A 17580-nucleotide genomic window follows, 5' to 3' on the forward strand; every position below is an offset into this window, starting at 1 on the left:
GATCGCGGGTCAGGAACGTGCGGCGATTGCTTCGGCCCCGGCGGCCATGAATTCAGCGATCCGCTCCCGCGGGGTCGCGTCGCTGACGAGGGCTTCGCCGACGAGGACCGCGTTGGCGCCGTTCGCGGCGTAGTGCCGGACGTCGTCGACGCCCCGCACGCCCGATTCCGCGATGACGAGCGCGCCGGCGGGAATGCCTCCGGCGAGTTCAGCGAAAACGGAACGGTCGACGTCGAGCGTCTTGAGGTTGCGCACGTTGACGCCGATGATCCGGGCTTCCGCGGCAACCGCCCGCTCGATTTCCTCGGCGGTGTGCGTCTCGACGAGGACGTTCATGCCGAGTTCGCGGCTGAGCGCGCTGAACTCGCGCAGCTGCGCGTCGGACAGGGACGCCACGATCAGCAGGATCAGGTCGGCCCCGTGTGCCCGGGCCTCCCAGATCTGGTACTCGTCGATCATGAAGTCCTTGCGCAGCAGCGGGGTGTCCACGGCGGCCCGGACGGCGTCGAAATCGGCGAGTGAGCCGTTGAAGCGGCGCTGTTCGGTCAGGACGCTGATCGCGGCAGCGCCGCCGTCGGCGTACTGCACGGCGAGCGAGGCGGGGTCCGCGATGCTGGCGAGATCGCCCTTGGAGGGGCTGCGGCGCTTGATTTCAGCGATGACCTTCAGCTGCCCGCGCGTCGCCGAAGGGCCGCCCAGGGCGGTCCAGGCGTCGCGTGCGGGCGCGGCAGCGGCGGCGCGCTCCTTCAGTTCCGCGAGCGTGACGAGGCGCTGACGGGCCTCCATATCCTCCCTGACACCGGCGTTGATGTCATCGAGAACAGTCACCCTTAGTGGCCGGAGTTCTTCAGCTTGCTGCCGCCGACGCCGTAGCCGGCTTTGCGCATGACGAAGCCGATGACCAGGCCAGCCAGCATCACAACGCCGCCCGCGATGAAGATCGTGGTGTTGGCGATGACGAAGGCGATGGACATGATGAGGGCGCCGACGAGCATGACGAAAACGGTGGTCCAGGCGGCCGGGCTGTTGCCGTGGCCGGTCGGTTCGCGGTGATCGATGTCGTCGTAGGAGTAGCCGGTTCCGGCAGCGGGCTTGGGGGCGGAAACAGATGCTTTGCTCATTGAAATCTCCTCAGGGTGAATACTGCTTACATTCTGCCATTTATTGGCAGCGGTGTTGGCCGCGTTACCGGCCGCGTCACTGGCCGCGCGCGGCGATCGGCTCAGGTGGGGTCGTCACCGCGTGACAACCGGTCCCAGCTGTCGATCTCGTCCGCCGGCCCGGCCGGCGCGGCGGACCCGCCGGCGGCCGCACCCGTTGCGGCGGTGTCATATTTCGTGCGCGACTTCCAGTAGCGGCCCGCCGGGATGACCAGCAGGGCGCTGAGCCCCAGCAGGACGCCGGCGACGACGGCGAGGGCCGGGAACACCGTGACATCCACCTGCACGTTGCTGCCCGTGATTCCGGTGGCGGCGGCGATGGAGCCCTGGGCGGCGGCCAGCGGGTCCGCGATGACGATCGCGGCGGCGCTGACGATGCCAGCGGCGGCGAGCAGGATGAGCGCCGTGATGATCCAGCGGGCGATCCGGCCGGCAATCGACGCCGCGAGTCCGCCGGCGAGGGCCACCAGCGCCAGGGCCGTCACCGTGGTCGCGGCTTTGCTGCCCTGCACCTGCAGGCCGCCCTGGCTGTCGACGGCCTGGCCGAGCTGCGCCGGGTCAAGGTGGACCGTGAGCCAGGTCTGCGTGGTGGTGCCGAAGACGGCCAGTGCCAGGGCGGCGATGGCCAGCACGAGGGTGGATTTCCGGGCCCAGCGGGGAACGGCAGGGCTGGAGCTCTTTACCGTGGTGCCGCTCATGCCTGCGTCCCGGCGTCGGGAATGGAATCGGCCGTGATGTTGCGCAGCGACCGGGCCGTGTGGACGGCGCGCATCGGGGCGGCGGCCTTGTTGACGGTTTCGAGGGCCTCGGTGGCGTTCACCGAGTCGGCGACGATGCCGCCGCCGGCCTGGACGTAGGCGCGGCCTTCCCGCAGCAGGGCCGAGCGGATGGCGATGGCCATGTCCATGTCCCCGGCGAAGTCGAGGTAGCCCACCACTCCCCCGTAGATCCCGCGGCGGTGCGGTTCCAGCTCGTCGAGCAGGCGCAGCGCACGGGGCTTGGGGGCGCCGGACAGCGTTCCGGCCGGGAAGGTCGCCTTCAGCACGTCGTAGGCCTTCGCGGTGGGGGCGAGCTTGCCGACCACAGTGGAGACCAAGTGCATGATGTGGCTGAAGCGCTCGACTTCCATGAACTGGGTGACGTCGACGGAGCCGGCCACGCAGACCTTGGACAGGTCGTTGCGGGACAGATCCACCAGCATCAGGTGTTCGGCGCGTTCCTTCTCGTCCGCGAGGAGCTCCTCGGCCAGGGCCTTGTCCGCCTCCACGGTCTTGCCGCGCGGCCGGGACCCGGCGATGGGGTGCGTGATGACTTCCTCGCCGGTCACGGTCACGAGCGCCTCCGGGGAGGAACCGACGATCGAATACTGCCGGCCGTCGGCGTCCTCGAGGCTGAAGATGTACATGTACGGGCTGGGATTGGTGTTGCGCAGCACCCGGTAGACGTCCAGCGGGTCCGCGCCGCATTCCATTTCGAAGCGGCGCGAGATGACCACCTGGAAGACTTCGCCGTCGACGATCGCTTCCTTGCCGCGGTCCAGGGCGGCGAGGTAGTCCGTCTCGTCCCAGCGTTCCTGCACGCTGGAGGCGAAGTCCAGGGCGGCGGGGTCCAGCACGGAGACCGGCTGCTGGACGGGGGTGCTGACCTGCGCCAGCAGGGCCTTGACCCGGGCGACGGCGTCATGCCAGGCCTCGTCGACCCGCTCGGTGCTGTTGTCGAAGTTGATCGCGTTGGCAATCAGCAGCACGGTGCCGTCCATGTTGTCGTGCACGGCCATGTCGGTGACGAGGTTCAGTGCCATTTCCGGCAGGTCCAGGTCGTCCTCGGGCGGGCTGGTGAGCTTCTCCCAGTGCCGGACGGTTTCCCAGCCGAGGAAGCCGACCAGGCCGGAGGTGAACGGCGGGAGGCCGTCGAACCGGTCGGTGCGCAGCGCCTCGACGGTGTCGCGGATGGCGTCCACCGGGCTGCCGCCGAGCGGTACGCCGACGGGCGGTTCGCCGAGCCAGTGCGCCTGGCCGTCCTTGGTGGTCAGGGTGGCCCGTGAGCGGGCACCGATGAAGGAGTAGCGGGACCAGGAGCCGCCGACGGCGGCGGATTCCATCAGGAACGTGCCGGGCTGGCCCTGGGCGAGTTTGCGGTACAGCCCGATCGGGGTTTCGGCGTCAGCCAGCACCTTCAGCCGGACGGGGATGACACGGCTGTGGCCTGCGAGTTCACGGAACTCCTCCAGGCCCGGGCTGATGATTCCAAGGTCCTGCATGGCTGTGGTTTCCGCCTGTTCTTTCAGTGGTCCTGAAGGTTGAGTGTGTGGGGCTGTCCGCCGGTGGGGCTGTTCTCTGCGGCTGTTCCGTGCGGCCGGGCGCCGCAGTCAGCTGCCGGGTCAGCCGGCGTGGCCGGTGACGACGTCGAGCCCGCGTCCGTCGAAGCAGGTCCGGGTCCCGGTGTGGCAGGCCGCGCCGACCTGGTCCACGCGGACCAGCAGCGCGTCGCCGTCGCAGTCCATCGCGAGGGATTTGACCCACTGCACGTGGCCGGAGGTGTCGCCTTTGCGCCAGTACTCCTGGCGGGAGCGGGAGTAGAACGTCACCCGTCCGCTGGTCATGGTGCGGTGCAGGGCCTCGTCGTCCATCCAGCCCAGCATGAGCACCTCGTTGGTGTCGTACTGCTGCACGATCGCCGCGACCAGGCCGGCGCTGTCCCGCTTCAGAGCGTCAGCGAGGCCCGCCGGGAGCGGGCCTGCGGACGGGGCCGGGCCGGGAACGGCGGTGCTGACGGGCTCTCCCGTGACGGTGGTTCCATCAACGGGGTTTCCACTAACGGGAGTTCCATCAATAAGGGCGGGGGCGGGCTGCTCAGACATCAGCTCAAGTCTAGTGCCTTGGCGCCGGGCGCCGCCCCGGTGCCCGGCGGCCCGCTTAACATCGGCGTCACCACGGCGTGAAACACTGCCAGGGGCCAAACGACGGCGGTTCAGGTGCACACGCACCGTCGTCTCGTGCTAGTTTCACAAGTGATGCATTTCGTCGATCCGTCCCGAGAAGTTCTGGCCGAAACCTTACTGGCGGCCGGTCCTGACTCCCCCACGCTCTGTAAGGGCTGGCAGACCAGGGACCTTGCTGCCCACCTGTACCTGCGCGAGCGTAAAGCCGCCGTCGGACTCGGCCTGCTGATCAAGCGCCTGGCCAAGGCGTCGGACCAGGCCACGGCCGCCCTCGCGGCCAAGCTCACGACGCCGGAGGAGTACAACAAGCTGGTCAACTCCTTCCGCGCCGGCCCCTCCGCGTTCTCGCCGATGAAGATCAAGGCGCTGGACGAAAGCGCGAACCTGATCGAGTACTTCGTCCACACCGAGGACGTCCGCCGCGCCGTCGACCGCTGGGCGCCCCGCGCCCTCGATGAGGAGTATTCGGACGCCCTCTGGGATGAACTGGTGAAGCGCGCCGCCATCCTCTATCGCGGCGTGGACCTCGGAATCGTGCTGGTGCGCCCCTCCGGCCCCCGGCACGTCGCCAAGCGCGCCCCGGTGTCCGTGGCGATCGTCGGCGAACCGGGCGAACTCCTGATGCACGCGCACGGGCGCACCCGCCACGCGCTCGTGACCTTCGAAGGCCAGCCGGACGCCGTCGCGCTCCTGCAGTCCGCCGAAGTCGGTCTCTAGCCCCAACCACCCCCACACGCGCGACTCCCCCAAACACAGCAACGCGGGGCCACTTGTCGCCCATAATCCCCTCCGGGATGGGCAGTAAGTGGCCCCGCGTTGCTTTAAGCGGGCGGGCGGGTGGGTGGGCCCACACCCGCCGGGTTCCCTGTCCGTGGAGCCGCACCGGCGAGGGCCCCAGTCCGAGCTTGCGAGGGCAGGGAGCCGGTGTGGACTTGCGAGGATAGGCGGCGGGTGGGTGGGCCCACACCCGCCGGGTTCCCTGTCCGAGCTTGCGAGGATAGGGAGCGGGTGGGGACTAGCGGACGTCGAAGCCGGCGTTCCGGATCGCTGACTTAACCTGGGCGATCATGTCCAGCGGGCCGAAGTGGAAGACGGACGCGGCGAGGACCGCGTCGGCGCCGGCTGCCACCGCCGGCGGGAAGTGCTCCGGTTTGCCCGCACCGCCGGAAGCGATGAGCGGCACCTTGACCGCGGCCCGCGCGAGGCGGATCAGTTCCAGGTCGAAGCCGTCCTTGGTGCCGTCGGCGTCGATCGAGTTCAGCAGGATCTCCCCCACACCGCGGTCGGCCGCTTCACGGGCCCAGGCGAGGGCGTCGATGCCAGTGCCCTGGCGCCCGCCGTGCGTGGTGACCTCGAAGCCGGAGGGGGTGGGCTGCGAACCCGGGCGGGTGCGCCGGGCGTCGAGGGACAGCACCAGGACCTGGGACCCGAAGTGCCGGGTGATCTCGTCGATCACGTCGGGACGGGCTACGGCGGCGGTGTTGATCGCCGCCTTGTCCGCGCCGTAGCGCAGGAGCTTGTCCACTTCGGCCACGCCGCGGACGCCGCCGCCAACGGTCAGCGGGATGAAGACCTCCTCGGCGGTGCGCCGGACGACGTCGAAGGTGGTCTCCCGGTTGCCCGAGGACGCCGTGACGTCAAGGAACGTCAGCTCGTCGGCGCCGCCGTTGTCGTAGCGGTGCGCCAGTTCCACCGGGTCACCGGCGTCGCGCAGGCCTTCGAAGTTGATGCCCTTGACGACGCGGCCGGCATCAACGTCCAGGCACGGGATAACGCGGACGGCTACAGCCATGACTTCTCCTGGTAGTTGCTCACAAAAGGTTCACCCGCGCCGGGTCAGATGCGGCAGGCGTGGATGGTGCTGACCAGGATGGCGCGGGCGCCCAGGTCGTAGAGCTCGTCCATGATCCGGTTGGTCTGCTTCTTCGGCACCATCGAGCGGACAGCAACCCAGTCCGAATCGCGCAGCGGCGAGACCGTGGGAGACTCCAGTCCGGGCGTGAGGGCGGCGGCTTCTTCCACGAGTTCCTTGCGGATGTCGTAGTCCATCATGACGTACTGGTGCGCCACGAGGACGCCCTGGAGCCGGCGGATCAGTACGTCGGCGGCCGGGTTCTGCTCGCCCTTGCGGCCGATCAGGACGGCTTCCGAGTGCAGGATGGGGAGTCCGAAGATCTCCATGCCGGCAGCCTTGAGCGTGTTGCCGGTTTCGACGACGTCGGCGATCGCGTCCGCGACGCCGAGGCGCACGGAGGATTCGACGGCGCCGTCAAGGCGGACGACCTTGGCCTTGATGCCGCGCTCGGCGAGGTAGCCGCGGAGCAGTCCGTCGTAGCTGGTGGCGAGGCGCTTGCCCTCGAGCTCTTCGACCGTGGCGAAGTCGCCGACCGGGCCGGCGAAGCGGAAGGTGGAGGCGGCGAAGCCCAGCGGGAGCAGTTCCTCGGCTTCCACCTCGGCGTCGAGGAGCAGGTCGCGGCCGGTGATGCCGACGTCGAGCGTGCCCTGGCCGACGTAGACGGCGATGTCGCGGGGGCGGAGGAAGAAGAATTCAATGTCGTTGTCCGGGTCCACCATGACCAGCTCGCGGGTGTCGCGGCGCTGGCGGTAGCCGGCCTCGGCGAGCATGGCGGAGGCGGCTTCGGACAGGGATCCCTTGTTCGGGACGGCAACTCTCAGCATTGGGGAAGTCTTTCTGGGTCAGGATGGGTCAGTCAGTGCAGGCACAGCGGGCCACGCTAGGCACCGGATCCGCAGGGCAGGGCCTGGCGGTCTCCGGCGCGGACGTGGCTAGAGATGCTTGTAGACGTCTTCCAGGCTGAGTCCTTTGGCGAGCATCAGAACCTGCAGGTGATAGAGCAGCTGCGAGATTTCTTCGGCGGCGGCCTCATCGGATTCGTACTCGGCAGCCATCCAGACCTCGGCTGCTTCCTCCACGACCTTCTTGCCGATGCCGTGGACTCCGGAATCCAGTTCGGCGACGGTGCGGGAGCCCTCCGGACGGACGGCTGCCTTCTCACTCAGTTCTGCGAACAGCGATTCGAAATTCTTCACACCCTCCAGCCTACTTGCTCGCGGGCGGAGGGCGCCTGCCGGGCCCTTGCATGACGGCGGGGATGTGAGCGATTACACACCTGCCGGGTCCGGCCGGAGTCAGTCCGGAGTCCGGCCGGGCCCCGTGCGGGGCACGGCCGAAACCTCGGCTGCAGCTTTAGCTGAACTGCTTGAGCGTCACTGCGGTGGCCAGGGCGGCCGTGACGGCTTCGTGGCCCTTGTCCTCGGTGGAGCCCGGCAGCCCGGCCCGGTCGATGCCCTGCTGCTCCGTGTCGCAGGTCAGCACGCCGAAGCCGACCGGGACGCCGGTGCGCACCGAGACCTCGGTCAGGCCGAGCGTGGCCGCCTCGCAGACGTACTCGAAGTGCGGGGTTCCGCCGCGGATCACGACGCCGAGCGCCACGACGGCGTCGAAGTGCGGTGCCAGCCGGGCGGCGGCGACGGGGAGCTCGAAGGTGCCGGGGACGCGGAGCACGGTCGGTTCGCTGACGCCGGCGTCCTTCGCCGCGCGCAGTGCCCCGTCCAGCAGCCCGTCCATGATCTGGGTGTGCCAGCTTGCGGCCAAGATGGCGAGTTTCAGCTGGGAGGTTTCCTCCGGTTTGAAGGTGCTGAGGTCAATCTGTGGTGCGCCGTGTCCGCTCATCTGGGAATCCTTGTTCTGCTCAGTCGTGGTGTGCGTGTCGAAAAGTCGGGCCAGCCCCGGGTGGGGCCGCCTGAAAGTCTTTCAGTCTTGTTCGTGCTCGAAGCCGCGGGGTCCGGCCACCGGTGCGGCCGGCTCCATGTCCAGGACCAGCCGGTGGTCCATCCGGTCCTTCTTGGTCTGCAGGTACCGGATGTTCTGCTCGCGGGAGGGAACCTCGGTGGGCACCATCTCCACAACGCGGACGCCGGCCTGGGCCAGCCGGTCCTGCTTGTCCGGGTTGTTGCTCAGCAGGCGGACCTCGTGCAGGCCCATGTCCGCGAGGATCTGGGCCGCGGCCTTGTAGCAGCGGGCATCCACGGGGAGGCCCAGCTGCTCGTTGGCCTCCACCGTGTCGAAGCCGGCTTCCTGCAGGGCGTAGGCCTTCATTTTGTTCGCCAGGCCGATCCCCCGGCCCTCCTGGCCGCGCAGGTACAGGAGTGTCCCGCCGAATTCGTTGATCATCTCGAGGGCATACGCCAGCTGCTCGCCGCAGTCGCAGCGGTAGGAGCCGAACACGTCTCCGGTGAGGCACTCGGAATGCAGCCGGACCAGCGGCGCCGTTCCGTCGACCGGGGGCAGCGGGGAGCTGACCGCCAGGTGCTCGGCGCCGGTGGCCAGGTCGGTCCAGGCCTGCGCCACGAAGTCACCAAAGGCGGTGGGCAGCTGGACGACCGGACCGGCGCTGACCGGATGCGGCTGGCGTCCGGCAGCCCGCTGTTCTTGTGCTTCCGACGTCGTCATCGTTTCTCCTCCATCAAACCGGGTCCGTCGCGTGGCCGGCAGGCTGCCCGGCCTCAAGGTAGGCCACCAGGTCCGCAATCGAGACCAGCGGGCAGCCGTGCTCCAGGGCGAAGCCCCGGAGTCCGTCCAGCCTCATCATTTCTCCGTTGTCGTACACCACTTCTGCGATCACACCCACGGGCTCGAGTCCGGCCAGCTGGCACAGTTCCACGGCCGCTTCGGTGTGGCCGGGGCGTTCCCGCACTCCCCCCTTAACGGCGCGGAGCGGAAAAACATGCCCGGGACGGGTCAGCGCCGCCGGCTGGCTCCCCGGATCGGCCAGGATCCGGGCGGTCAGGGCCCGGTCCGTGGCGGAAATTCCGGTGCTGACCCCCACCGCTGCGTCGCAGGACACCGTGTAGGCGGTGCCCTTGGCATCCTGGTTGATTTCGACCATCGGCGGCAGCGCGAGGGCGTCGGCCCGGCCGGCGTCGAGCGGTACGCAGATCACGCCGGAGCTGTACCGGATGGTCCAGCCCATCAGGGCCGGGGTGGCGTGCTGCGCGGCGAAGATGATGTCGCCTTCGTTTTCGCGGTCCTCGTTGTCGACCACCAGGACGGGGCGTCCGGCGGCCATGGCGCGGATGGCGTCCTCGATCCGGTCCAGGCCTGCCGGCGGGGTGACTTGGGCAAGCTCAGCAGGCTGGGCGGCGTCCGCCGGCTCAGTCAGAAGGGGCTGCGGGGCAGGGATGTCCTTGACTTTGTTCACGCTGTTGCCCCCTTCGCGTGTACTGCTGCTCCCCCGGCTGCTGCGCCTGAAAATGCGAGCAGGCGCTCAGTGTACTTCGCCAGGACGTCAACTTCGAGGTTCACGCGGCTGCCGGGTGCTTTCGCACCCAGTCCGGTGTCCGCCAGCGTGGTGGGGATCAGGCCCACCTCGAACCACGGCGCCGGTTCAGCGGCCGGGCTCACGGCGGTCACCGTCAGCGATACGCCGTCGACGGCGATGGACCCCTTCTCGGCGATGTAGCGCGCCAGCCCGGCGGGGACGCCGAAGCGGAGCCGGTCCCAGTTGCCCAGTGCCTCGCGCTCCAGCAGCTGCCCGACGCCGTCGACGTGGCCCTGGACGACGTGCCCGTCGAGCCGGCCGCCGGCTGGAACGCAGCGTTCCAGGTTGACCGCGTCCCCGGCGGAGAGTTCGCCGATGGTGCTCCGTGTCAGGGTTTCGCCCATCACGTCAACACTGAACTCCTTGCCGTCGATTTCTGTGGCCGTGAGGCAGACACCGTTGACCGCGATGGAGCCGCCGAGCGCCAGTCCCTCGGTGCTGCCGGGTGCGTGGAGCCGGACGGTGGCGCTGATGTCGCCGTTGCGGTCAACGGACAACACCTTCCCCTGCTCGGCAATAATTCCGGTGAACATCAGTTGCCTCCTGCGGCGGTGTCCGCGCCTGTGCGGAGCGGGGTTGAATCGGTTGAAGTGTTGGTGGCGGCCGGCACGGGTGCCGGGACGCCGGTTGTGGTGGCGCTGTCGGTAAGGGCGCCGTCCGTAAGGGCGCCGGCGGCCAGGGCGGGGCGCAGGTGCAGCCGGAGGTCGCGGCCGAGCGGCTGGACTGCCCCGCCGGACGCGGGGTCCCATTCCCACTGCTGGGCGTCGGCCAGGGTGGTGATCCCGAGGTCCTCCAGTGCCGGGGTTCCGGAGCCGAGGAGCGTCGGGGCCAGGTAGACGATGAGCTCGTCCACGAGCCCGGCGGCCAGGAAGGCACTCAGGATCCGGGAGCCCCCTTCCACCATGAGGTGGCGGACTCCGGCGGCGAACAGCTCGTCCAGCGCTTCCCGCGGATCACGTGTGGGCAGGTGCAACACCTTGCCGTCGTCGCCGTTGATGGCGGCGCCGTCCGGAATCCCCCGGTAGCCCATTACCACGCGCAGCGGCTGGTGGCTGGCCGGTTCGCCGTCGGCACCGCGGGCGGTGAGACGCGGATTGTCGACCAGCACCGTCTGGGTTCCGACCAGGATCGCGTCGATCCGGCCACGGAGGGCGTGGTTGTCGGCGAGCGATTCCGGGCTGGAAATCCACTGGCTGGTGCCGTCGCTTGCGGCGATGCGGCTGTCGAGGGTCTGCGCGATGTGCAGGGTGACGAAAGGGCGCGTGGCGGCCACGGCGTCGAACCAGCGCCGGTTCAGCTCCAAGGCGGCCTCAGCGCCGAGCCCGGAGCGGACGCGGACTCCCGCGGCGCGCAGGGTGGCCGCGCCGCCGGCTGCGGGGTCGTGCGGATCGTCGATGGCGTAGACGACGTCCGCGATGCCGGCCGCGATGATCGCCTGGGCGCAGGGCCCCGTGCGTCCGCAGTGGTTGCACGGCTCCAGCGTGACCACCATCGTGGTGCCGCTGAGGTCCAGGCCGGCGGCCTTTGCCTGGTCGATCGCGTCGGCTTCCGCGTGGGCGGTGCCGGCCCCGCGGTGGTAGCCGGTGACTATCCGGGTTCCGTCAGCGTTGATCACGACGGCGCCGACCAGCGGGTTCGCGCCCCGCGGCCCCTGCCGCGCTGCCGCGAGGGCGGCCTCCATGGCGGCGACCTCGGCGGTGCTGAACCCGGCAAGGGCCACGGCCGCGGCGTCGTCCGCCGTTGCGTGCGTAGAGTGTTTGAGGCTCATCAACCTGCCACCGGGCCTTCGAAGACCGCAGTGGTGGTGAAGAGCCATCGCAGAGAGTTCATGTGTGTGTCGTTCCTTCCCTCAAAAGCCGCGATGGCTCCGGGGGTATACGACAGCGAACTTCCGCGGCGCCACGAGGGCGCCGCAGTAACAGCTGTACGTGCTTCTCTCATCCAGACTTTAACTGTCGGTACCGGAGTTCCACCGGTTCAACCGTCTGCCGGCAGCCTTCCCGAGGGAAGCGCCGGCTCGCGGGTCGCGGACTATAACCGCCGGTTCGGACTTACACCGACCCCGGAGCACGTATGTGTCTTGCTATTCTGGCACAACCGCCGGGTAGCCTGGCCTATTCCCGCCGTCGTGATGTTACGGAGTGCGTCATTTTTCACCCCGGCGCGCAGGCGGCCGGCGGCGCGGCGGGCGCGGGCAGCCGCTGCGGCTCCTGGCGCCGTTAGCGCTGGCCTGCGGTGCGGAGCCGTTCGATGGCCTTGGCCGGATCATCGGCGCCGTAGACGGCCGAACCGGCCACGAAGACGTTGGCGCCGGCGTCCGCGGCGCGCCAGATGGTGTCCTCGGTGATGCCGCCGTCGACCTGCAGCGCGACGTCCAGGCCGGACGCGTCAATGGCCGCCCGGGCCCGGCGGATTTTCGGCAGCGTGAGGTCCAGGAACTCCTGCCCGCCGAATCCCGGTTCCACGGTCATGATCAGCAGCATGTCGATCTCACCGAGCATGTCCAGGAAAGGTTCCACGCCGCTGCCGGGCCGGAGCGCCAGCCCCGCCTTGGCCCCGCGGGCCCGAAGCTCCCGGGCCAGCTTGATCGGCGCAATCGACGCCTCGGCGTGGAAGGTCACGGAGGCGACACCCGCGTCGGCGTAGGCCGGCGCCCAGCGGTCCGCGTGCTCGATCATCAGGTGGGCATCCAGCGGCACCGGGCTGATCTCCTGCAGGCGCGCCACTACCGGCAACCCCAGCGAGAGGTTGGGGACGAAGTGGTTGTCCATGACATCCACGTGCACCGCGTCCGCGGTGCTGATCTTGCGCAGTTCGGCTTCGAGGTTGGCGAAGTCGGCGGAGAGAATGCTCGGGTTGATACAGCACTTGGCCATGTGGAATTCCTTGTCGTTCTGCTGAGATGTCCTGTGGAAGGCGCGGGCTCCAGTGCCCCAGTATTCCCTGTTGATCAGCCCTTTTTGTGGATGAGCGCCAGGAACATGGCGTCCGTCCGGTGAACATGCGGCCAGAGCTGGGCGGTGAGTTCGTGTCCGGCGTCGAGGTGGCCGGTGAGGCTGACGCTGTCCAGCACAGCACCGGCGTCGAGCAGTTCAAGGTCCTCACGTTTGCGCATGACATCGCTCACGACGGCGGTTGTCTCCGCCGGGTGCGGCGAGCACGTCACGTAGGCCACGACGCCGCCGGGCTTCACGGCCGCCAGCGCGGACTTGAGCAGCTCGCGCTGCAGCGGGCCAAGGTCCGTCAGGTCCTTGGGCGTCCGGCGCCAGCGGGATTCCGGGCGGCGGCGCAGGGCGCCGAGTCCGGTGCAGGGGGCGTCAACTAGCACCCGGTCAAAGCTCTCCGGCATCTCCGTGCCCACGTCGCGGCCGTCTCCGGTCCGCACGTGCCAGACCTCGTGCGGCACGGCGGCGAGGGCCTGCCGGACCAGCTTGGCGCGGTGCGGTGCCGGTTCGTTGGCCAGCAGGGTGGCGCCCCGCTCCCGGGCGAGGGCGCCGAGCAGGGCCGCCTTGCCGCCGGGGCCGGCGCACATGTCCAGCCACCGTTCGGCCGCCGGTTCCGTGCCGGGGCTCTGGTTGCCTGCAGTGCCCGTGCTGCCGAGGTCGACGGCGGCCATGGCGCGGGCCACGAGCTGGGACCCGACGTCCTGGACGCGGGTGGTGCCTTCGCGGACGGAGGCGAGCCGGCCGAGGTCCCCGCCGCTGGAGAGCGCCGAGCCCTCGACGAGTTCACCGAGGGTGGCGCCGCCCTCGAGGGCTTCGTCCAGGCTCCCAAGCCCCGGCAGTGCCACGAGGTTGACCACCGGTGCGGCGTTGTCCGCCTCGAGGAGGTCGCTGATTTCGCTGACCGGACGCCCGTGGGCCACCAGGGACTGCCGGAGGGCCCGGACAATCCACTCAGGGTGGGCGTAGCGGATGGCGGCTTTTTTCGTTTCGTCCGTCTCGTCGCTGAGCAGCAGGTCCAGCCACTCCTCGAGCGTGCGGGCGGAGACCTTGCGCAGCACAGCGTTGATGAGGGCCGACGGTCCGGCGCCGATCACGGCACGGGCCAGGCCGACGGTCTGGTCCAGGGCGGCGTGGGCGGGGACGCGCATGGCCAGCAGCTGGTGGGCGCCGATCCGGAGCGCGTCGAGGATGGCCGGGTCCAGCTGGTCCAGCGGCCGGTCCACGCAGCGGGCCAGGATCGCGTCATAGGTGCCTTGGCCGCGCAGTGCCCCGTAGCTCAGCTCCGTGGCGAAGCCGGCGTCGCGCTTCTCCAGGCCGTGGTGCCTGATCCGGACAGGCAGGACGAGGTTGGCGTAGGCATCCTCTGAGGAGACGGCGCGCAGGACCTCGAAGGCCACCAGCCGGGCAGGATCCGCCCGGCGGGTGCGCTGGGACGGCGCGTTCTCGGTGAAACCGCGCTGCGGGCCACGGTTGCGTTCCCGGCCCTGCGCGTTCCGCTGGCTCCCGTCCCGGCCGCGGCCGCCCTGCCCGCCCTGCCCGCTTTGGCCGGCGCCGCGCTGGCCGCCGGATCCGCCGCGCTGGGGGCCGTTGCCTCGGCCGCTGCCGCTCGTCCCGGACTCGCTCATTCGAATACCACGCTTTCAAGTGTTGCCTGTCCGCGCGCCCAGTCGGCGGCGGTCATCATTTTCTTCCCCGAGGGCTGGACCCGGGTGAGTTCCACCGGGTGTGAGCCGGTCCCCACCAGCACGCTCTTGCCCTCCAGGGCGAGGTGCCCGGGTTTCAACGCCGCATCGCCGGGCCGCAGAATGACCGGTTCCAGCTTGACCCGCTGGCCGTCGAGGGTGGTCCAGGCGCCGGGTTCGGGGGTGACCCCGCGGGCCCGCCGTCCGATCGCCAGGGCGGGCTGCTGCCAGTCGAGCCGGCCGTCCTCGAGGGTAAGTTTGGGGGCGAGGCTGACCTCGCCCTGCTGCGGCACCGCGGCGGCCTTGCCGCCGTCGACGGCTGACAGCGTCTGGGTCAGCAGCACGGCTCCGCTGTGGGACAGCCGCTCGAGCAGCGCCCCGGCGGTGTCGTCGGGGCGCACGGCCTCGGTCAGGGTGCCGAACACCGGGCCGGTGTCCAGTCCTTCCTCGAGCAGGAAGGTGACGGCGCCGGTCACGTCATCGCCGGCGATCAGGGACCGCTGCACGGGCGCCGCGCCGCGCCAGGCCGGCAGCAGGGAGAAGTGCAGGTTGATCCAGCCGTGCCGGGGAATGTCGAGTGCCGCCCGGGGAATGAGCCCGCCGTACGCCACGATGGCGGCGACGTCGGGGGCGGCGGCCGCGATCTGCTCCGTCACCGCGGCGTCAACCTTGGAGGCGTGGATGATGCTGATGCCCAGTTCCGCGGCACGGGCAGCAACGGGCGACGGCGTCAGCACGCGTTTGCGTCCGAGCGGCGCGTCCGGGCGGGTGAGGACGGCAACGACGTCGAACCCCGCCGCGACGAGGGCATCCAGGGACGGCACGGCCACGGCCGGTGTCCCGGCGAAGAGAACCCTCACTGGGTGTTACCGAAGGAGCCGAAGCTGCCTGAACCCGCGCTGCCGGAGCCGAAGCTGGTGCCGACCGTCCTGGCGCGCTTCGCCGTCGTCTGTTCGGTGATGGAGTCGTAGTTGGCGTTCCGGATGGCGCGCAGCGCGGTCTTCCGGTCTTCACCTTCGAGCCGGTCCGTGAAGAGGATGCCGTCGAGGTGGTCGGTTTCGTGCTGGAAGGCCCGCGCCAGCATGCCTTCGCCCTCCACGGTGACGGGGTTGCCGTGCAGGTCCACGCCGGTGACGCGGGTGTGCCGGTGCCGGCGGACCGGGAAGCCGAGGCCGGGGATGGAGAGGCACCCCTCGACCTCGTCCGGCTGGAAGTCGTCGCTGTTGTCCAGCACGGGGTTGATGATGTGTCCCTCGACGCCGCCGATGCGGTAGGTGAAGACGCGCTGGCTGACGCCGACCTGGGGTGCGGCCAGTCCGGCACCGTCCACGTCCTCCATGGTTTCGGTCATGTCGGCAACAAGCTTCGCCAGCTCAGGCCCGAATTCCGTCACGGGATCGGCAACTGTGCGCAGCACAGGATCCCCGATGATGCGGATATTCAAAATGGCCATGTGCAATCTGTCCTTACAGTGGGCGGCGACGGGATCCAGTCCAGTTTAGTTGCACACGGGGACCCGGCCCGGACGGGTTCGTGGAATCGGCTTGGGCGGGGCTGATGGGCGTCCCGGGTAGGGCGGGGCGCGGGCGGCGTGGGATCGCGGGTTGCCCGCCGTGGTCTGGGCCAACCCGGGCCGCGGTTCCCGGTCCTGGCAGGCCAGGGTTCCTCAGATAGCGGACCGGGCCGGCGCTGGCGGCATGAACCTGGCCCAAGTCCGTGCCCGAGGCTGGCTGGAATCTGTGCCTGACGCTGGCCAGCGCTTTTTTGTCGGAGCTCGCTGATGTAATTGATTCATGGAAGCCGCTAGGGATTTCATCACCGTTGAGGACTCGGGCCGGGGCATCGCTCCAGCCGGGCCCTCCGGTGTGGCCCGTATGGAGGGTGTGGATGCCGCCCTCGCCACGCTCCGGGAAGTGGGTTTGACGGCGGTCGAGGACGCGGCGCTGCTTGGGTTCCAGACCGCGTCGGATTTCGCCGGCACCGTGGAGGAGCTCTCGCGGGTTATGGAATATCTGCAGCTCGTGGCGGCCGGGGCCGTGGACCGAACCCGGAAGCAGGCCGCCGCTTCCGCCTCGAAGGCGGGCACCTCATGGACCACCGGCTGGCGGGAAACCACCGGTACCGGCGCTTTCACGGAGTCCGGGACCGGGACTGCCGGGCCGGACAGTGTGACCGCTGATGCGGGAGCCGCGAACGCCCCTGCAGCCGCTGACGGCCCGGCTGTTGCTGTTGGTGCTGTTGTTGAAGCTGTTGATGACGGGTACCGGAACACCACGGAGTTCCTGCGGGCGCGGTTGCGGATCAGCGCCGCCGAGGCCCGCCGCCGGCTCTGCCTCGCGGACAGTCTGTTGCCGCGTCAGGGGTTCACCGGCGAACCCCTGCCGCCCGTACACGGGGAGCTCGGCTCCGCCGTCGCCTATGGTGAGGTCGCATCCCGGGCCGCGACGATCATCACCCTGGCGTTGGAGCGTGTCCGGCACCTCTGCGACGCCGAGGCGTCCGCCGGGATGGAGCACGCCCTGACCCGCACCGCGGCAGAGAACGATCCGGATTTCCTGGCCCGGGTGGCCAGGAGTTGGACCGACGCGCTGGACCAGGACGGGGCCGAGCCCTCCGAGGAGCTCCTGCGCCAGCTCCAGGGCGCGTTCATCCGCAAACCCCGCCACGGACTCCAGCACCTGGAGATCTTCGCGACCGCCGAACAGTTCGAACACCTCCTCACCGTCATGAACACCGCCACCAACCCCCGCACCACCGCCGCGGAGACACCGGAAACCGCCGCCGCCGGTGGGGCACCGGACAGAGGGAATGACGGCGTGGACGTCCCGCTCGACCTTCGCTCACGCCCGCAGAAACGCCTCGACGGCCTCGTCGGCGCCGCCAAAATCGCCCTCGCCGCCGGCACGCTGCCCGCCGCCGGAGGACTCCGCCCCCAGGTCATGGTCACCATCGACTACCGCGACCTCCTCACCCGGCTCGGACGCACCAACGGGACCAGCGACGCCGACCTGCAGGGCACCGCCGGCGGCCCGTTCCGGCCCGGCGCCACGACGGAGCACACCGGAAACCTGCTCTTCACCGGCCCGGTCACCGCCTCCACGGTCAGGAAGATCGCCTGCGACGCGGACATCATCCCGGTGCTCCTCGGCGGCGAAGGCCGGATCCTGGACATCGGCCGGACCTCACGGGTCTTCCCGCCGCACCTCCGCAAAGCCCTCACCGCCCGCGACCAGGGCTGCGCGTTCCCCGGCTGCACCATCCCCGCGCCCTGGTGCGAAGCGCACCACATCGACTACTGGTCCCGCGGCGGAACGACCGGCACAGAGAACGCGGCACTTCTCTGTTCCCATCACCACCACGTGATCCACAAGGAACACTGGACCATCCAGGTACGCACCGGCATCCCCTGGTTCATCCCGCCACCCCACATAGACCCACGCCAAAAACCTAGACGCAACTACTACTTCCGCCCCGCAGACCTCGGCAGCACCGCAGCCTGACCCTGGGGTC

At 69.7% G+C, this 17580-nt stretch carries 19 protein-coding genes and 1 riboswitch; of the genes, 2 read left to right on the forward strand and 17 right to left on the reverse strand.

Going from position 1 to position 17580, the window contains the following annotated elements; translation table 11 throughout:
• Positions 1-9 precede the first annotated feature (9 nt).
• From trpC to hisI, 5 genes are all read right to left on the reverse strand, one after another.
• Complete coding sequence (gene trpC / locus ABIC21_RS02835) at positions 10-828, reverse strand: indole-3-glycerol phosphate synthase TrpC (RefSeq protein WP_354348907.1); 819 nt, start codon at positions 826-828, stop codon at positions 10-12.
• Between the two features lie 2 nt (positions 829-830).
• Positions 831-1121 carry an HGxxPAAW family protein gene (locus tag ABIC21_RS02840; protein ID WP_354348908.1) on the reverse strand — a complete coding sequence of 97 codons (291 nt, stop codon included), beginning with the start codon at positions 1119-1121 and terminating at the stop codon, positions 831-833.
• 101 nt (positions 1122-1222) lie between these two features.
• Positions 1223-1858 (reverse strand): Trp biosynthesis-associated membrane protein, encoded by a 636-nt coding sequence (locus ABIC21_RS02845; RefSeq protein ID WP_354348909.1) that lies wholly within the window; start codon positions 1856-1858, stop codon positions 1223-1225.
• Complete coding sequence (locus tag ABIC21_RS02850; RefSeq protein WP_354348910.1) at positions 1855-3420, reverse strand: anthranilate synthase component I; 1566 nt, start codon at positions 3418-3420, stop codon at positions 1855-1857. Before ABIC21_RS02850 ends, ABIC21_RS02845 begins: the two co-directional genes overlap by 4 nt.
• 120 nt (positions 3421-3540) lie before the next feature.
• Entirely contained in the window at positions 3541-4020 is a 480-nt protein-coding gene (gene hisI, locus ABIC21_RS02855; protein WP_354348911.1) for a phosphoribosyl-AMP cyclohydrolase, read from the reverse strand.
• 153 nt (positions 4021-4173) lie between these two features.
• Between hisI and ABIC21_RS02860 the strand changes: the two genes are divergently transcribed.
• The gene (locus ABIC21_RS02860; RefSeq protein WP_354349064.1) at positions 4174-4818 is read left to right on the forward strand and encodes a TIGR03085 family metal-binding protein; all 645 of its coding nucleotides are present in this window, start codon (positions 4174-4176) and stop codon (positions 4816-4818) included.
• Positions 4819-5116: 298 nt separating this feature from the next.
• Here ABIC21_RS02860 and hisF read toward each other — a convergent pair whose 3' ends face one another.
• From hisF to def, 12 genes are all read right to left on the reverse strand, one after another.
• Positions 5117-5893 (reverse strand): imidazole glycerol phosphate synthase subunit HisF, encoded by a 777-nt coding sequence (gene hisF / locus ABIC21_RS02865; RefSeq protein ID WP_354348912.1) that lies wholly within the window; start codon positions 5891-5893, stop codon positions 5117-5119.
• Positions 5894-5937: 44 nt separating this feature from the next.
• Positions 5938-6780, reverse strand: coding sequence for an ATP phosphoribosyltransferase (gene hisG, locus ABIC21_RS02870; protein WP_354348913.1), 843 nt, complete (start codon positions 6778-6780; stop codon positions 5938-5940).
• Between the two features lie 108 nt (positions 6781-6888).
• The gene (locus ABIC21_RS02875) at positions 6889-7152 is read right to left on the reverse strand and encodes a phosphoribosyl-ATP diphosphatase (RefSeq protein ID WP_024367461.1); all 264 of its coding nucleotides are present in this window, start codon (positions 7150-7152) and stop codon (positions 6889-6891) included.
• 157 nt (positions 7153-7309) lie between these two features.
• Positions 7310-7795 carry a 6,7-dimethyl-8-ribityllumazine synthase gene (ribH, locus tag ABIC21_RS02880; RefSeq protein WP_354348914.1) on the reverse strand — a complete coding sequence of 162 codons (486 nt, stop codon included), beginning with the start codon at positions 7793-7795 and terminating at the stop codon, positions 7310-7312.
• An 81-nt stretch (positions 7796-7876) separates the two neighbouring features.
• A complete protein-coding gene (gene ribA / locus ABIC21_RS02885) occupies positions 7877-8575 on the reverse strand; it encodes a GTP cyclohydrolase II (RefSeq protein ID WP_354348915.1) in 699 nt (232 codons plus the stop codon).
• A 13-nt stretch (positions 8576-8588) separates the two neighbouring features.
• Entirely contained in the window at positions 8589-9191 is a 603-nt protein-coding gene (gene ribB, locus ABIC21_RS02890; RefSeq protein WP_354349065.1) for a 3,4-dihydroxy-2-butanone-4-phosphate synthase, read from the reverse strand.
• Positions 9192-9319: 128 nt separating this feature from the next.
• Entirely contained in the window at positions 9320-9976 is a 657-nt protein-coding gene (locus ABIC21_RS02895) for a riboflavin synthase (protein WP_354348916.1), read from the reverse strand.
• Complete coding sequence (gene ribD / locus ABIC21_RS02900) at positions 9976-11124, reverse strand: bifunctional diaminohydroxyphosphoribosylaminopyrimidine deaminase/5-amino-6-(5-phosphoribosylamino)uracil reductase RibD (RefSeq protein WP_502935951.1); 1149 nt, start codon at positions 11122-11124, stop codon at positions 9976-9978. Before ribD ends, ABIC21_RS02895 begins: the two co-directional genes overlap by 1 nt.
• Before the next feature lie 243 nt (positions 11125-11367).
• Positions 11368-11518, reverse strand: a riboswitch (FMN riboswitch).
• 144 nt (positions 11519-11662) lie between these two features.
• Entirely contained in the window at positions 11663-12319 is a 657-nt protein-coding gene (rpe, locus tag ABIC21_RS02905) for a ribulose-phosphate 3-epimerase (protein ID WP_354348918.1), read from the reverse strand.
• A 74-nt stretch (positions 12320-12393) separates the two neighbouring features.
• The gene (locus ABIC21_RS02910) at positions 12394-14013 is read right to left on the reverse strand and encodes an RsmB/NOP family class I SAM-dependent RNA methyltransferase (RefSeq protein WP_354348919.1); all 1620 of its coding nucleotides are present in this window, start codon (positions 14011-14013) and stop codon (positions 12394-12396) included.
• Positions 14010-14930: a methionyl-tRNA formyltransferase gene (fmt, locus tag ABIC21_RS02915; protein WP_354348920.1), complete on the reverse strand. Its 921-nt coding sequence runs from the start codon at positions 14928-14930 to the stop codon at positions 14010-14012. The genes ABIC21_RS02910 and fmt overlap by 4 nt, the downstream gene beginning before the upstream one ends.
• Positions 14927-15523, reverse strand: coding sequence for a peptide deformylase (gene def, locus ABIC21_RS02920; protein WP_354348921.1), 597 nt, complete (start codon positions 15521-15523; stop codon positions 14927-14929). Before def ends, fmt begins: the two co-directional genes overlap by 4 nt.
• 340 nt (positions 15524-15863) lie before the next feature.
• Here def and ABIC21_RS02925 point away from each other — a divergent pair, with 340 nt between their 5' ends.
• Positions 15864-17570: an HNH endonuclease gene (locus tag ABIC21_RS02925; RefSeq protein WP_354348922.1), complete on the forward strand. Its 1707-nt coding sequence runs from the start codon at positions 15864-15866 to the stop codon at positions 17568-17570.
• The last annotated feature ends 10 nt before the right edge of the window (positions 17571-17580 follow it).

The sequence above is a fragment of the Pseudarthrobacter sp. PvP090 genome, from assembly GCF_040547365.1.
Lineage (GTDB): Bacteria > Actinomycetota > Actinomycetes > Actinomycetales > Micrococcaceae > Arthrobacter.

Bases quoted from the DNA above. Each gene is read 5' to 3' on its own strand.
- ribD (WP_502935951.1), bottom strand. From the start codon at position 11,124: ATGGAGGCCGCCCTCGCGGCAGCGCGGCAGGGGCCGCGGGGCGCGAAC.
- ribA (WP_354348915.1), bottom strand. From the start codon at position 8,575: ATGACGACGTCGGAAGCACAAGAACAGCGGGCTGCCGGACGCCAGCCG.
- ribB (WP_354349065.1), bottom strand. From the start codon at position 9,191: ATGGCCGCCGGACGCCCCGTCCTGGTGGTCGACAACGAGGACCGCGAA.
- ABIC21_RS02895 (WP_354348916.1), bottom strand. From the start codon at position 9,976: ATGTTCACCGGAATTATTGCCGAGCAGGGGAAGGTGTTGTCCGTTGAC.
- ABIC21_RS02840 (WP_354348908.1), bottom strand. From the start codon at position 1,121: ATGAGCAAAGCATCTGTTTCCGCCCCCAAGCCCGCTGCCGGAACCGGC.
- hisG (WP_354348913.1), bottom strand. From the start codon at position 6,780: ATGCTGAGAGTTGCCGTCCCGAACAAGGGATCCCTGTCCGAAGCCGCC.
- hisI (WP_354348911.1), bottom strand. From the start codon at position 4,020: ATGTCTGAGCAGCCCGCCCCCGCCCTTATTGATGGAACTCCCGTTAGT.
- ABIC21_RS02860 (WP_354349064.1), top strand. From the start codon at position 4,174: ATGCATTTCGTCGATCCGTCCCGAGAAGTTCTGGCCGAAACCTTACTG.
- hisF (WP_354348912.1), bottom strand. From the start codon at position 5,893: ATGGCTGTAGCCGTCCGCGTTATCCCGTGCCTGGACGTTGATGCCGGC.
- def (WP_354348921.1), bottom strand. From the start codon at position 15,523: ATGGCCATTTTGAATATCCGCATCATCGGGGATCCTGTGCTGCGCACA.
- rpe (WP_354348918.1), bottom strand. From the start codon at position 12,319: ATGGCCAAGTGCTGTATCAACCCGAGCATTCTCTCCGCCGACTTCGCC.
- ABIC21_RS02845 (WP_354348909.1), bottom strand. From the start codon at position 1,858: ATGAGCGGCACCACGGTAAAGAGCTCCAGCCCTGCCGTTCCCCGCTGG.
- ABIC21_RS02850 (WP_354348910.1), bottom strand. From the start codon at position 3,420: ATGCAGGACCTTGGAATCATCAGCCCGGGCCTGGAGGAGTTCCGTGAA.
- ribH (WP_354348914.1), bottom strand. From the start codon at position 7,795: ATGAGCGGACACGGCGCACCACAGATTGACCTCAGCACCTTCAAACCG.
- ABIC21_RS02910 (WP_354348919.1), bottom strand. From the start codon at position 14,013: ATGAGCGAGTCCGGGACGAGCGGCAGCGGCCGAGGCAACGGCCCCCAG.
- ABIC21_RS02925 (WP_354348922.1), top strand. From the start codon at position 15,864: ATGGAAGCCGCTAGGGATTTCATCACCGTTGAGGACTCGGGCCGGGGC.